Source organism: Jatrophihabitans sp., assembly GCF_036000465.1.
GTDB lineage: Bacteria > Actinomycetota > Actinomycetes > Mycobacteriales > Jatrophihabitantaceae > Jatrophihabitans.
In genome coordinates, this window is the sequence record NZ_DASYFV010000016.1 from 41315 (window position 1) to 55701 (window position 14387).

General features: G+C 70.8%; 12 protein-coding genes. 1 reads left to right on the plus strand and 11 read right to left on the minus strand.

The genetic code is table 11. The features are described 5' to 3' along the window. Position 1 precedes the first annotated feature (1 nt). Genes porA through VGN18_RS06110 form a run of 4 tightly spaced genes read right to left on the minus strand, consistent with a single transcriptional unit; the run spans position 2 to position 3312 of the window. Positions 2-1234: a hypothetical protein gene (gene porA / locus VGN18_RS06095; RefSeq protein WP_327538764.1), complete on the minus strand. Its 1233-nt coding sequence runs from the start codon at positions 1232-1234 to the stop codon at positions 2-4. Next, positions 1227-1811: a 2-oxoacid:acceptor oxidoreductase family protein gene (locus tag VGN18_RS06100; protein WP_327538765.1), complete on the minus strand. Its 585-nt coding sequence runs from the start codon at positions 1809-1811 to the stop codon at positions 1227-1229. The genes porA and VGN18_RS06100 overlap by 8 nt, the downstream gene beginning before the upstream one ends. Beyond that, complete coding sequence (gene gap / locus VGN18_RS06105) at positions 1808-2827, minus strand: type I glyceraldehyde-3-phosphate dehydrogenase (RefSeq protein ID WP_327538766.1); 1020 nt, start codon at positions 2825-2827, stop codon at positions 1808-1810. Before gap ends, VGN18_RS06100 begins: the two co-directional genes overlap by 4 nt. Beyond that, entirely contained in the window at positions 2824-3312 is a 489-nt protein-coding gene (locus VGN18_RS06110; protein ID WP_327538767.1) for a universal stress protein, read from the minus strand. Before VGN18_RS06110 ends, gap begins: the two co-directional genes overlap by 4 nt. 171 nt (positions 3313-3483) lie before the next feature. Between VGN18_RS06110 and ppsA the strand changes: the two genes are divergently transcribed. Next, positions 3484-5787, plus strand: coding sequence for a phosphoenolpyruvate synthase (gene ppsA, locus VGN18_RS06115; RefSeq protein WP_327538768.1), 2304 nt, complete (start codon positions 3484-3486; stop codon positions 5785-5787). A 77-nt stretch (positions 5788-5864) separates the two neighbouring features. On the opposite strand, the gene VGN18_RS06120 is transcribed toward ppsA, so the two are convergent. The 7 genes from VGN18_RS06120 to VGN18_RS06150 form a co-directional block, all read right to left on the minus strand. Continuing rightward, complete coding sequence (locus VGN18_RS06120) at positions 5865-6350, minus strand: NUDIX domain-containing protein (protein WP_327538769.1); 486 nt, start codon at positions 6348-6350, stop codon at positions 5865-5867. 4 nt (positions 6351-6354) lie between these two features. Further along, entirely contained in the window at positions 6355-6696 is a 342-nt protein-coding gene (locus VGN18_RS06125; RefSeq protein WP_327538770.1) for a hypothetical protein, read from the minus strand. Between the two features lie 580 nt (positions 6697-7276). After that, entirely contained in the window at positions 7277-8314 is a 1038-nt protein-coding gene (locus tag VGN18_RS06130; protein WP_327538771.1) for an IS110 family transposase, read from the minus strand. An 88-nt stretch (positions 8315-8402) separates the two neighbouring features. Beyond that, on the minus strand, positions 8403-9569 hold the full coding sequence (locus VGN18_RS06135; RefSeq protein ID WP_327538772.1) for an IS110 family transposase: 1167 nt from the start codon (positions 9567-9569) through the stop codon (positions 8403-8405). 520 nt (positions 9570-10089) lie between these two features. Then, positions 10090-11265 (minus strand): HNH endonuclease signature motif containing protein, encoded by a 1176-nt coding sequence (locus VGN18_RS06140; RefSeq protein ID WP_327538773.1) that lies wholly within the window; start codon positions 11263-11265, stop codon positions 10090-10092. A gap of 74 nt (positions 11266-11339) precedes the next feature. Then, complete coding sequence (locus VGN18_RS06145) at positions 11340-11726, minus strand: DUF1801 domain-containing protein (protein WP_327538774.1); 387 nt, start codon at positions 11724-11726, stop codon at positions 11340-11342. Then, complete coding sequence (locus VGN18_RS06150) at positions 11723-14383, minus strand: cation-transporting P-type ATPase (RefSeq protein WP_327538775.1); 2661 nt, start codon at positions 14381-14383, stop codon at positions 11723-11725. Before VGN18_RS06150 ends, VGN18_RS06145 begins: the two co-directional genes overlap by 4 nt. Positions 14384-14387 lie beyond the last annotated feature (4 nt).

Genomic DNA, 14387 nt, shown 5'->3' on the forward strand with positions numbered 1-14387 from the left:
CTCACCTCGGTCGGCTCGCGGCGTGCCGCAGCAGGTTGTGGGCCGGCGGCCCGGAGCGGTGGACGGCGTCACGGTGGGCCAGTTCGCGATCGACGATGTCGTCGCGCAGGTCGAGGAAGCTCAGCGCCGGCAGGCGGCCGGTGGTCGCCGCGCCGATCATGCGCTGCACCGACGCGGTGGTGACGGAGCGCCCGCCGAGCCCGGCGACGACCGTCGAGACGCGGGTCGGCCGCCCGGCCAGCGCCGCGCGCACGTCGGCGCTCACCACGCCTCCCGCGCCCGGCGAGAACGCCCGCTCGAGCACGATCACGTGCTCGACTCCGTCCAGCGCGTCGCGCACCGCCCCGGCCGGGAACGGCCGGTACAGCGTGAGCCCGAGGGCCCCGACGGGCTCGACGAGACCGTCGATCGCCTCGGCCACGGTGCCCCCGACCGACCCGAGTGACACGACCGCGGTGCGGGCGCCGTCCAACCGGTAGGGGTTCACCGTCGCGAGGTGCCGGCCGGTGAGCAGCGACCAGTCGTCGGCGAGCTCGGTGAACCAGTGGTCGGCCTGCTGCAGCTGGTGGTGGGCCAGGTAGCGCACCTCGGTGAAGGCCTCGGGCCCCACCATCGCACCGATCGTCACCGGGTCGTCCGGGTCCAGCACCTGGCGCGGGCGGTAGGTCGGCAGGTACCGGTCGACGATCTCGGGCTCGGGCAGGTCGATGGGTTCGAAGGCGTGGGTGAGGACGAAGCCGTCCATGCACACCATCGCCGGGACGGAGAGCTGCTCGGCGAGGCGGAACGCGAGCACGTGCAGGTCGGTCGCGGCCTGGTTGTCGGCGGCGTAGAGCTGGATCCAGCCGCAGTCGCGCTGGCTCATCGAGTCGCTCTGGTCGTTCCAGATGTTGATCGGCGCGCCGATGGCCCGGTTCGCCACCGTCATGACGATCGGCAGGCCGAGCCCGGCCGCGTTGTAGAGCGCCTCGGCCATGTAGAGCAGGCCCTGGCTGGCCGTGGCGGTGTAGGTCCGCGCGCCCATCGCCGAGGCGCCGATCGCGGCCGACATGGCGGCGAACTCGGATTCGACGGTGACGAAGCGGCAGTTCTCGAGCGCCTCGGACTTCACCATCGCGCCGACGGCCTCGACGATGTGCGTCTGCGGGGTGATGGGGTAGGCCGGCACGACCTGCGGCCGGCAGCGGGCCACGGTCTCGGCGACGGCGCGCGATCCCTCGAGCTGCTCACGCACGGGCCACCTCCGGGACGAGGGTCGCGGCCGCCGCGGCGGCGCGGACGTTGCCGTCGGCCACGGCCGCCGGGAAGCGTTCCCGCACCGCCTGCTCCAGCGCGCCGAGCGACACGATGCCGGTGAGGGCGGCGAGCGCGCCGAGGAGGCACACGTTGGGCAGCGGCCGGCCGACGTGCTCGCGGGCGAGATCGGTGGCGGGCACGGTGATCACATGCCCGGCCGGGTGCGTCGCGACGAGCTCTTCCAGGCCGAGATCGGTGGGGGAGAAGGCTGAGTTGATCAGCACGAAGCCGTCGGCGGCCAGACCGGAGAACACGTCGACGTGGTGCAGGAGGGTGGCGTCGGCGACGACGACCGCGCTGGGCTTCAGCACCGGCTCGCGCACCCGGATCGGCCGATCGGACACCCGGCAGAACGACATGACCGGGGCACCCATGCGCTCGGAACCGAAGCTCGGGAAGGCCTGCGACTCGCGCCCGTCGAGGAACGCCGCCACCGACAGCAGTTCGGCCGCGGTCACGACGCCCTGACCGCCGCGCCCGTGCAGGCGCACCTCGAACGTGGCGCGGCTGCTCACGACGCGTCGTCGACGTTTCCGGTGGCGACGAGCGAGGTGAGCTCGACCAGGCGAGCCGTGTAACCCCACTCGTTGTCGTACCAGCCGAAGACCTTGGCGATGCGCCCCGACGCCTGGGTCAGACCGGAGTCGAACAGGCAGGAGGCCGGGTTGCCGATGACGTCGCTCGAGACGATCGGGTCGGTGGTGTAGACGAGCCGGCCGGCCAGCCGGCCGGTGGTCGCCGCCCACTCGAAGGCGGCGTTGACCTCGTCGGCGACGACGTCCTTCCCGAGTACGCAGGTGAGGTCGACGACCGAGCCGTCGACGACCGGGACGCGCAGCGCCACGCCGTCGAGCCGGCCGTGCATCGACGGGATCACCTCGGCGACGGCGCGGGCGGCCCCGGTGGAGGTCGGGATGATGTTCACCCCGGCGGCGCGGGCCCGGCGCGGGTCCTTGTGCGGTCCGTCCAACACGTTCTGGTCGTTCGTGTAGGCGTGCACGGTGGTCATGAACCCCTGTTCGATGCCGAAGGCGTCGTCAAGCACCTTGACCATCGGCGCGACGCAGTTGGTCGTGCACGAGGCGTTCGACACGATGCGGTGGTGGGCCGGGTCGTAGGTCTGGTCGTTGACGCCGAGCACGATCGTGGCGTCGACGCCCTTGCCGGGGGCGGAGATGATGACCCGGCGCGCGCCCGCGGTCAGGTGACCCGCGGCCCCCTCACGGGTGCGGAACTTGCCGCTCGACTCGATGACGACGTCGACGCCGAGGTCCTGCCAGGGGAGCCGGGCGGGATCGCGCTCGGCGGTGACGCCGATCTTGTGCCCGTTCACGGCGATGGCGTCGCCGAGGTCCTCGACGTGCTGGCCGAGCGGGCCGAAGGTCGTGTCGTAGCGCAGCAGCCGGGCGAGGGTCGCGGTGTCGGCGACGTCGTTGATCGCGACGACCTCGAGCGTGTCGTCACCGGCAACGCAGCGCAGGTAGTCGCGGCCGATTCGTCCGAAGCCGTTGATGGCGATCCGGGTGGTCATGAGCGGGCCTCTTTCGGGGTCTCGGTACTGGAGTGCTCGGTGGTGGTCCCGGGCTCGTGCACGACGAGCACCGGGCAGGTGGCGTGCTCGGCGACGGCGCTGCTGACCGAGCCGAGCAACAGGCCCATGAACCCGCCGTGGCCCCGGCTGCCGACGACGAGCATCAGCGCGCCCTTCGACGCGGTGATGAGGACCTGGGGCGCCCGGCCCTCGAGGGTGATCAGGCGCAGGTCCTTCGGCCGGTCGGTGCCGAAGACCTCGTCGACGGTGTCGGTCAGCGACTTCTCGATGTCGAGCTGGGGTGAATAGCCCATCGGCAGGGCGTTCCAGCCGAAAGCCGGGGTGAAGTCCCAGGCCGCGACCGCGTCGATGCGGGCGCCCTCGCTCGCCGCGATGCGGGCGGCCCAGCGCAGCGCCCGCTTGGAGGGTTCGGAGCCGTCGACGCCGACGACGATGCGGGGGACGTCCGGCTGGGTCTCGGTCATGTCGATCTCCTCTGTGGTGTCTCCTCCCAGCCTGACCGTGCGGGAGGGGGTGTCGTAGGGCCCAATGCCCCGAGCAGGCACTGCCGGAGACGGACTTTCGCCCCTGCTCGCTACGGGCGGACCGGGCCGAGAGTGGGACCAGAAGCGCCACGACCGACCCCGGAGGAACTGATGCGTGCCGTCACCTGGTTCGAAGACCTGTCCGTCGCCGACGTCGCCACCGCCGGTGGCAAGGGGGCGAATCTCGGCGAGCTGACGGCGGCCGGGCTGCCCGTGCCGCCCGGATTCGTCATCAGCGGGGCGGCCTACCTCGCCGCGATCGACGCGTCCGGCGCGCGGGAGAAGCTGGTGGCGATCCGCTCCGGGCTCGACCCGGCCGACGATCACGCCCTGACCGCGGCGAGCGAGCTCGCCCGCTCGCTCATCGAGGCGACGCCGGTGCCGGACGACATCGCGGCCCAGGTGCGCGAGGCGTACACCCGGTTGGGCGGCGACATCCGCGTCGCCGTGCGGTCGTCCGGGACGGCCGAGGACTCCGGCGACGCCTCGTTCGCCGGCATGAACGCCACCTTCACCAACGTCTCCGGCCCGGACGACGTGCTGCACCGCGTCGTCGACTGCTGGGCATCGCTCTACGGGGCGCGTTCCATGGCCTACCGGGCGATGTCGCACACCGAGGAGGAGCCGACGATCGCGGTCGTCGTGCAGACGATGATCCTGTCCGAACGGTCCGGGATCATGTTCACCGCCAACCCGGCCACCGGCGACATGACGCATCTCGTCGTCGAGGCGATCCTGGGCCAGGGCGAGGCCATCGTCAGCGGCGCGGTCGAGCCCGACACGTACCTCGTCGCCAAGGAGCCGCTGTCGGTCTCGAGCGTGCGAATCGGGAAGCAGAGCATGCAGATCGTGCGCGACGCCGCCGGCCACGACCTCGAGGTGGAGCTCTCCGACGCCGTCGGCTCGCGCCGGGTGCTGACCGACGCCGAGATCCTCGAGGTGGCGCGCATCGGCGTCGCGGTCGAGCAGCACTACGGCTCGCCGCAGGACACCGAGTGGGCGATGGCCGACGACCGCGTCTGGCTCGTGCAGTCGCGGCCGATCACCACGCTCGGCCACCGTTCCCGGGCCGCCGTCGCGCCCGCCGATGCGCCGGTCCTGCTGCAGGGGCTGGCGGCGTCGGTCGGCGCCGCGTCGGGGGCGGTGCGGGTTCTGCACACGCCCGACGAGGGCCACCTGCTGCAGCAGGGCGAGGTGCTCGTCGCGCCGATGACCAGCCCGGACTGGGTGCCGGCGATGCGCCGGGCCGCCGCCCTGATCACCGACGGCGGGGGCATGACCTGCCACGCCGCCATCGTCAGCCGCGAACTCGGGCTGCCGTGCGTCGTGGGCACCCACAACGGGACGACGGTGCTGCACGACGGCCAGATCGTCACCGTGGACGGAGCCCGCGGCGAGGTCTACGCCGGGACCCGCGCCGAGGAACACGCCACCGCGGCCGCGCCCGTCACCTCGACGGTGGTGTCGGCGCCGATCGCGACCCGTCTCTACGTCAACCTCGCCGTCGCCGAGCGGGCCGAGCAGGTGGCCGCTCTCGACGTCGACGGGGTCGGGCTGCTGCGGGCCGAGTTCATGGTCGCCGACGCGCTGCAGGGCGTGCACCCGCGCGCGCTGCTCGAGCGGGGCGAGCAGCAGACGTTCGTCGACGCGATGTCCCACTCGTTGCTGCAGATCACCCGCGCGTTCTCGCCGCGGCCGGTCGTCTACCGCAGCATCGACTTCCGCTCGAACGAGTTCCGCGGGCTCGAGGGCGGTGAGCGGTTCGAGCCGCACGAGGAGAACCCGATGATCGGGTACCGCGGCTGCTTCCGCTACGTCGACCAGCCCGACCTGTTCCGCCTCGAACTCGACGTCCTCGGGGCCGTCGCGACCCAGACGCCGAACCTGCGGCTGATGATCCCGTTCGTGCGCACGGCCTGGGAGCTCGAGCGCTGCCTCGAGATCGTCCGGGCCCACCCGAGCGCCCACTCGATCCCGATCTGGGTGATGGCCGAGGTGCCGTCGGTCGCGTACTGGATCCCGACCTACGCCCGCATGGGCATCGAGGGCGTGTCGATCGGCAGCAACGACCTGACCCAGCTCGTGCTCGGCGTCGACCGCGACTCCGAGGTGTGCGCCGAACTGTTCGACGAGGCCGATCCGGCCGTGCTCGACACGATCGGCCGCATCGTGCACGCCTGCCAGGAGGCCGGTATCACGTCGTCGCTGTGCGGCCAGGCGCCGTCGAACCGCCCCGAGTTCGCCGAACACCTGGTGCGTCTGGGCATCACGTCCGTCTCGGTCAACCCGGACGCCGTCGAGGCCGTGCGGCACTCGGTCGGAGCCGCCGAGCGGCGCCTCCTGCTCGAGGGCGTCGCCCCCGAGCGCCGGGCCGGCACGAAGCTGCGCCCCCGCAAGTCGCTCACGACGATCTGAGCCAGCGGCTGGTCGGGGCGCCGGAGCGGGATGACACCTGCCCGTCCCGGAACGTATTCCGGCGTATACACCTTCGATCAGTCTCGGCGGTTCCGGATCGTCCCTGCCAGCACCGTGCCGAGGCGTCCGTGAGCGAGAGAAAGCAGCTCGCCCGGCCGGAACCACCCGATCTCGTCATGTTCGTCCGGAGCGGCGTTCGCCGGCGTTCCCTGCCAGTCGCAGACGAGCCAGGCGCTGAGTCGTACTGCTTCGCCTCCGCGTCCAGCGTTGAGCCGACACAGATGAGACACCGAGCCTGCCGCCAACTGCACGCCGAGTTCCTCGCGCAGCTCCCGCTCGAGCGCGTCCAGTTCCGACTCGCCGCTCTCGACGTGTCCGCCGGGCAGATCCCACACGTCCGGGTAGGCGATGCGGTTCGGACGCCGGTGCACGAGCAGGACCCGACCTTCGCGGACAAGCGCGCCGACAACGACCTGGTGCATTGACGGATTGGAGCACGGACATCCGACGATGGTTGTGCGGGTCCGCACAAACGATGCGCTCTTGCCGATGTGCGCTGGCATGCGGTCACGATGCGTGAAGCACGTGGCTGGCCTGTTCGTCGTCGATGGCGGGCAGGTTCGTGAGTTGGTCACTGACGGGGTCTAGTAGCGCGATCGCAGACGCTTCGTCGGACAGGGTGCGCGTTGCGAACGCATGCTCGGAGTTTGGGTCTCTGATCTCCACCACCCAGCTTCCTCGTCTGGCAGTGCGGTAGCGCAGGTACTGAGCCGACACCCAGATCAGTCCCAGACCGCCTGGAAGCAGCCAGGATGCCGAGTCACAAGGGCGGCAACCAGACGGGTACGCCAGCACCATCAGTTGCCTCTTGTTCCAGGTCCAGCAGATCCGGTGGCGCTTGACACCCATTCCCGCTCCCTCGGCTCGCCAAGATCGTAGGCGTCCTCGCAGGACGATGCGGACGCGCCGCCCGGGAAGCTCAATGCGCGAACGAAGCGGTCATGCCGATGTCAGCACGGCATAGCGTGACCGCTCTTGGCTCCCCTCTGTGTCATTCCTGAAGGAGCGGGGCCGGTCAAGTGGGCTGGGTCTGGTGTTGTCGTTCCGTCATTTCTTCTTCGACGGTTTCTGGGTGAACGCCAGTGAGGCGTGGGGGGTCCAGGATCGGCCGGAGGCCGACCGCGTAGCGGCCGGAGGTCCTGGATGCTCGCGCCGAGGTGGCGGACGATGTTCAGTTCGAAGAAGAGGTCGTTGCCGTTGCTCTGTCTGTTGTCGTGATCTGGGGTGTTGTCTTTGCTCCGGCGCGGTTCTGCGCCGTGATGGACAGGCCCGTGGTGGGCTGTCGGTCATTCCTTCGCCGCGACGAGGGCGGCATGGAGTGGTGCGACGGGTGGCTCCTGGCTGGGCGGGATCAATCAAGCAGGCGACCGCGCCGAAGGTGGGGGTCAGACACAGAACGGTCCGCGCCCAGCCAAGTCGAGGGTGTTGATCATGCCGGGGTGGCAGTGGTCTGCAGGCAGTTGACGTGCCCGTCGCGCAGCGCGAAGTAGACGAGTCGGATCAGGTCACGGGCGGCTGCGGTGACGCCGATGTTGCGGCCGCGGCGTTGCCCGATCAGGTCGCGACGTTGTCCGGTGCGGGTGTTCTTGCCGGCGCACTGCGCGGCCTCGACCGCTGCCCACCGGACTAGCGCGCTGCCCTGTTTGGTGATCCGTCCGCGCCGCACGGTGGTGTCGGACTCGTGGTGCTTTGGCGTCAAGCCGGCCCAGCTGGCCAACTGGTTCGGTCCGGGGAAGCGGGTGACATCACCGATCTCGGCAAGGAACACCGCGCCCAGGATCGGGCCGACGCCGGGGATGGTCTGCACTGCCTGGTAGCGGGCGTCGCCGTGCAGACGCTTCTTTGTGAGTTTGGCGAAGGAGTCGATCTCGATGTCGAGGGCATCGAGCAGGGTGCGCAGGGAGATCACCCGCGCGCGTGCCGCTGGTGAGATCGGCACGCGGTCCAACAACTGGTTGCCGGCGACGCCGAACAGGTCGCTGACCGGGATAGCGATGCCATTAGCGGCCAGCAGCGCATGGATCTGTTGTCGCAGGCTGGTGCGTAGGTGGACGAGCTTCGCCCGGTGCCGCACCAGCTCACGCAGATCCCGCGTGGGCGGTGGCGCGATCCATCCCTCGGGCAGGCGGTGCATCCGCAGCAGGTCGGCCAGATCGGCGGCATCGCGTTCATCGTTCTTCACCCGCCGGTAGGAGAACCCCTTCACCCCCAGCGGGTGGGCCAGGTGCACGCTCGCGCCCATCGCGGCCAGTGCGTCCGCGGCCCAGTACCAACCGTAGGTTGCCTCCAACACGACCTCAGGCGCCTCGCCCGCGCGGGCGATCACGTCGGCCAGCCGGTCGACGTCGTTGGCGATGCGGATCGTCTCCAGCCGCTCGCCTTCGCTGTTCATCCGGACCAGCACCGATCGACGGCGATGCAGATCCATCCCCACGATCTGACGATCAACAACTGCAGGGTCACCCATGTCAGGCCTCCTCGGCGAAATCTCTGTGGACACTCCGAGAGTGCGCCGGGGTGACCACAGGAGCGAGAGGCCCCGCTCCTTCATCACATCAAGACGCGGCGACGAGGGCGGTTCTAGGCTTGGTGGTGACGGGTCCGGGAAGTGGCTTATCCGAAGAGCCGGCGTCGGGGTGTGAGCCGGTCGCGCTGGAGTCAGAGTCGTTCCCCGTTTGCCCTCCCGGGCCCGTCCCTCGCGTGCTGACAAGGTCGTTGACCATCTGGCGATAGACGAGGTCGGAGAGCCGGCGTTTGAGGCAGCGCATCGCTTCCATCGAGCTCTTGCCGTCGGCTTTCATGCGGTCGAAGTAGGCGCGGCCCTCGGTCGGGTTGCGGAGTTGGACGACGGCCATGATGTGCAGGACGCGGTTGATCTGTCGGTTGCCGCCGCGGGAGAGCCGGTGCCGGACGTGGTCGCCTGAGGAGGCGTCGACCGGGGCGGTCCCGGTCCACGACGCGAAGTGCGCCCGGTCAGGGAAGCGGGTGATGTCAGCGACGTCGACAAGTATCCGGGCAGCACCGGACGGGCCGATGCCGTGCAGGTCGGTAAGGCTTGTGCCGGTCTCGGCGAGCAGTTCCTTGAGCTCTCTGTCCGCGGCCTTCTTGCGCGTCAGGGTCCGCTCGAGGTCGGCGATCAACTCCGCGGCGACCCGGCGCCGTGTCTTGCCCGCGGCATCGCGCGGACGCACGGTCGCCAGCAGCGCCTTGGCCTGGGCCGGGCGTAGATCCTTCTTCGCGCCGCCCGGGATCAGCTCCAGCAGCAGGCGATGGAGCTGCGAGGTCATGCGGGTGTGGTCATCGCCAAGGGAGCGGCGACGATCCACCAACAGCCGCAGCACCGCGAGCTGCTCGTCGTTGACCACCGGCCGCAACCCGCTCATCCGGGTGCCGACCAATGCGACGGAGTGGGCGTCGGTGGCGTCAGTCTTGCGACCCTGCCCGGTCGCGAACACCCGCGCCCGCGCGGACAGCTTCGGCGGCACGTCGACCACCTGCTCGCCGTCGGCCAGCAGCCGATTCGCGAGGTGCCGGCCTATGCCCTGACACCCCTCGATGGCCCACGTCCGTTCCGGGAACCGTCGCGCCGTCGCGAGCATCGACCGGTAGCCAGCCACATCGGTAGCGAACCGACCACCATCCAGCACCGTCTCGTCGCCGGCCATCACCTCGATCGTCGCCGACCGCTTGTGCGGATCCATCCCGATCACCACAGCACCCACTGCCGATCTCCATCCACTCGAACCCACCTGGTTGTTCGAGCTGGGAGGGCACCGCTACTTCGAGCAGAACAAACCCCTCTTGAGCCTCTCCCCGCTCATGAAGCGGCACCCGGCCCGCGCAAGCCATGAGAGAGCCACACGACCCAGCGTGGGCAGCCGATGTGAGAGCGACGAACCGGGCGCCTGAACCGAGCCTCGCCAGGCACCGGTTCTAGGTCAATGAAACGAGTAGCCGATGAGAAGTGGCAGGGCCGAACATGATCAAGAGCGTGAAGGGCTGCTGCCGCGACCACAAGTTGCCCTTAACGGCTGTCCGCCCGCCCGGTCGATGTCGACCCTGAAGCGTCTGCGGCACGACACACCGACGGACCTGCGGCAGCGGGTTCAGCGTCAGCGGGCCATGGCCCTCGGCGATCGCTCATGCCGCTGTCGCGGCCGAACGCTCATGCCGCTGGTGTCGTACGCGTGCACGTCGACGACGCTCTCACCGCGGTCGCGCACGACGGTGTCGTGCACGTGATCAGAACGGGGCAGCTGCTTCGTCCTCGCGGGCGAGGGTCTGGTCGATCGGGAGTTCGTCCGGCGGCTTCTCGAGCCGGCGGCCGGTGGGCGTGACCCAATGGGTGATGCCGTCGTCCGTTCGATAGACCGCCCAGCCGGCCTCGTGTTTCAAGTGGTGATGACGCGGGCAGAGCAGGTGGAGGTTCCAGGCCGCAGTCGGGCCGTACGGCCACCGGATGATGTGATCGATCTCGTCGCGGGTGGCGCGGCAGCCGGGGAACCGGCAGGTGGTGTCACGGTCCTTGATGAAACGGGCCAGCGCGGTGGGCGGTGTGTAGTTCGGGCTGGTCTCCACGACCTGCCCGGCCGGATCGGTGAGCAGCCGGCGCCAGGTGCCGGTCGGGTCGTCGGCGAGGCGGCGGGCGACCTCGGCCGGCACCGGGCCGACGCCCTTGAGCTCGGCGGCCTGCTCGTCCAGGCCGAGCAGCGTGGACAGCGCGACGATCACCTCGACAGCCGGGCCACCCCGCGGGCGGAGTTCGCCACGGCCGAGATCGGCGAGGGCGTCGGCGCGGCGCTGGTCGACGGTGCGATCGTCCATGCCCCGGGTGGCGCGAGCCATCTGATCGAGGGTGTTCATCAACGCCGCAGCGTCCTCCGCCGGCAGCAGCGCCCAGATCTCGCCCATACCGTCGGGTCGGTAGCGCGGACACACGCGGCGATCGTCGCGCGGGTCGGGCTTGACCTCGGACGGACGCGTGTCGAGGGACGCGACCGCGCGTTGGGCGCAGCGGCGCAACTGCGCCGCCGTCTTCCCCGCGGCCCGCTCGAGTACGTATTCCTCGACCTTGGCCGCCGTCGCGTCGTCGATGCCGAGGGTCTCGTCCGACAACGCCCGGGCGTGGTCGAGGGTGAGCTCTCCTCGGTCGAGCGCGGCCAGCGTCGCCGGGTACCGGTTGACGAGGTCCTGCGCCGTGGTGACGCGGTCGCCGGCCGTGCGGTTGGGCAGCCGGAGGACCGCCGCGATCTCGTCGACGGCGTACTGCTTGTCGTTCGATTCGAGACACAGCGGCAGGGGCAACGCCGCCAGACGAGCCAGGAGGCGCTGTTCCTCGGCGTGCTGGGCGGCGTGCAGCATCTGGAGCTCGACGAGTCGCGCGAGAAGCTGCTCACGCGGGTCGTCGTCGGCGTCCATAGATCGAATTCTAGAGAGGGGGTCTGACAGAATTGGGCCCTGAAACCCCTACTGCGTAGACGATTCCGGGCCGGTCAACGGGCAAGCCGCCGCCACCCACCGAGGCGGTTGTTCGCGATGACCGCGCCGAACAGCGCGCGCAGCGCGTCGCGGTCGATCACGTCGCCGGCATAGATCTGCACCGCCTTCGCGGTCGCGTTGCCGTGGCCCTGGTTGATCAGGCCCGCCGGGTCGGGGACGGTCGGGTCGTAGACGAAGACGTTCACGTGGTCCTTCGTCGCGAGCAGCGCGCAGATGTTGCCGTCGAGAACGAAGTACGGCTGCACCGAGCGCTTGATCGTCTCGGTCACCTCGGGGTCGGCCTCGTGCACGATGGCGCGCACCTCGGCGCAGATCGCCCGCTGCCACTCCGGCAGAGCGTCGATGTAGCCGTCGACCCGCGGATCGCGCTCGCCGGTCATGCCGTCTCGCGGCGCCGCTTGCCCAGGCGGTAGAGCTCGTCGGCGCCCCAGACGAGGAACGGGAACGGGACGACGAGCAGCAGGTGCCAGGGGGCGAGCCCGGCCGTGCCGAACACCGACTGCATCGGGGGCAGGTAGACGACCGCCGCCGCGAACAGGATCTCGGTGCCGATGCCCCACATCAACCAGGGATTGGTGAACACGCCGATCGAGAGCAGCGACACGCGCTCGGTGCGGCTGGCCATCGCCGTGCCGATCTGGCAGGAGACGATGCCGAGCCACAGCTCGGTCGTCGCCTGCAGGTAGGTGTGGTGCAGCGCCGACCCGGCGCCGGTCGGATCGCTCGGATGCCACCCGCCGCCGATCAGGACGGCGAAGAACCCGGCGAGCACCAGCCCGGCCGAGACGAGCCCCATCACCCCCCAGGCCCGCAGCAGCATGGCGGGCCGGATCACGCCCTCCTTGCGTGGCCGCGGTGGCCGGGTCATCGCGCCGGGCTCGGCGGGCTCGCGGCTGAGGGCGAGCGCCGGCAGGATCTCGGTGCCGAGGTCGATGGCCAGGATCTGCAGCACCGTGATCGGCAGCGGGATCGCCCCGCCCGACAGCGCGAACAGCAGGAACGGCGCGACCTCGGGCACCGCGTGGGCGAAGATGTAGACGATGAACTTGCGGACGTTGTCGTAGACCCGGCGGCCCGCCTCGACGGCGGCCACGATGGTCGTGAAGTTGTCGTCGGCCAGCACCATGGTGGCGGCCTCGCGGGCGACGTCCGTGCCGGATCGGCCCATCGCGATGCCGATGTCGGCGCGGTGCAGGGCCGGGGCGTCGTTGACGCCGTCGCCGGTCATGGCGACGATCTCGCCCCGGTCGCGCAGCGCGTCGGCGATGCGCAGCTTCGCCTCGGGCGAACTCCGCGCGAAGATCACCTCCTGGTCCGCGGCCAGCAGTCGGTCGAGATCGGGCTCGCTCATCCGGTCGAGTTCGTGGCCGCTCACGATGAGCGGATCCTCGGCACCGATACCGACGCGGGCCGCGATCTCGGCGGCCGTGCGCCCGTGATCGCCGGTGACGACGTGCACCCGGATACCGGCGGCGTGGGCGCGGGCGATGGCGTCGGCGACCTCGGGGCGCGGCGGGTCGAACAGGGCCACCAGGCCGAGGAGGCACAGCCCGCTCTCGGCCGCGTCGCGGTCGGCCGGCACGGCAGCGACCCGGCGCTGCGCGACGGCGAGCACGCGCAACCCGCGCGTGGCGTAGCGATCCACGACGGCGTCGAGCCCGGCCCGGGCCGCGGCGTCGAAGGTGACCTCGCCGGCGGCGGTCAGGACGGTCGAGCAGCACGGCGCGACCGCCTCGGGCGCGCCCTTCACGTGCACGAGCAGTGACGACGCGTCGCGATCGACGGTGGCCATCCGCTGCAGCTGGGAGCTGAAGTGGAACACCGCGACCCGTTGCGCATCCCGCCGCAGAGGGTCGGTCTCGCCGCCGAGGCTGCGGGCGAGCAGCACCAGCGCCACCTCGGTCGGGTCGCCGGTGACCACGCCGTTGCCAGGCACCACCTCGGCCGTCGTGCACAGGGCGGCGGCCCGGACGAGTGCGAGAACCTGATCCGACGGCGCGCGGCGCCCGTCCGCCTCCAGGTCGACGTCGACCCCGGCCACCCACAGCCGTACCGCGGTCATGTCGTTGCGGGTGAGCGTGCCGGTCTTGTCGGTGCAGATGACCGTCGTCGACCCGAGCGTCTCGACCGCCGACAGTCGCTTGACGATGGCCTGGCGGTGCGCGAGGTCGCGCACGCCGAGGGCCAGGGCGAGGGTGATGGTCGGCAGCAGCCCCTCGGGCACGTTCGCGACGATCAGCCCGATCGCGAAGCTGCCCGCCGACGCCCACCCCAGGCCGGCCAGCACCCCGGCCGGGAGGAACACCAGACCGACGCCGGTCGCGCAGATCGCGATCAGCCACGCGACCCGCTTGACCTGCCGCTCGAGCGGGCTGACCTCACGGGTGACCTGCTCGGACAGCGCGGCGATGCGGCCGAGCTCGGTGTGCATGCCGGTATGGACCACCAGGACGTGCGCGTCGCCGCCGGTGCACGCCGTCCCGCTGAACACCCGGTCGTGGCGTTCGAGCAGCGGCAGCCCCGAGGAGTCGCCGCCGGCGGTCCGCGACACCGGCGCCGCCTCACCGGTGAGCGTCGACATGTCGACCTCGACGCCGCCGACGACGACCTGCCCGTCAGCGCAGACACGGTCACCCTCCTCGAGCACCAGCACGTCGCCCGGCACCAGCGACGTCGCGTCGATGTGGACGCGGTGACCGTCGCGGACGACGACGGCCCGGTCGGGGAGGTAGGAGGCGAGCGTCTCGATCGAGCGTTCGGCCTGCAGCTCCTCGACGAACGCGAACGCGGCGTTGAGCACGATCACGACGACGATGGCGATGCCGAGGGCGCCGTTGCCGGTCGTGGCCGCCAGCACCGCGGCGAGGGCGAGCAGGACGGCCAGCGGGTGCGTGAGCTGGGCCAGCAGGCGGCGCGGCCAGTGCCGCCCGCCGCGGCGCACCAGCTGGTTCGGGCCGTAGACGACGAGCCGGCGCGCGGCCTCCCGCTCGCTGAGCCCCCGCGCGATTGCCGCCGGATCGGTGAGCGGCGCGGTCATCGGC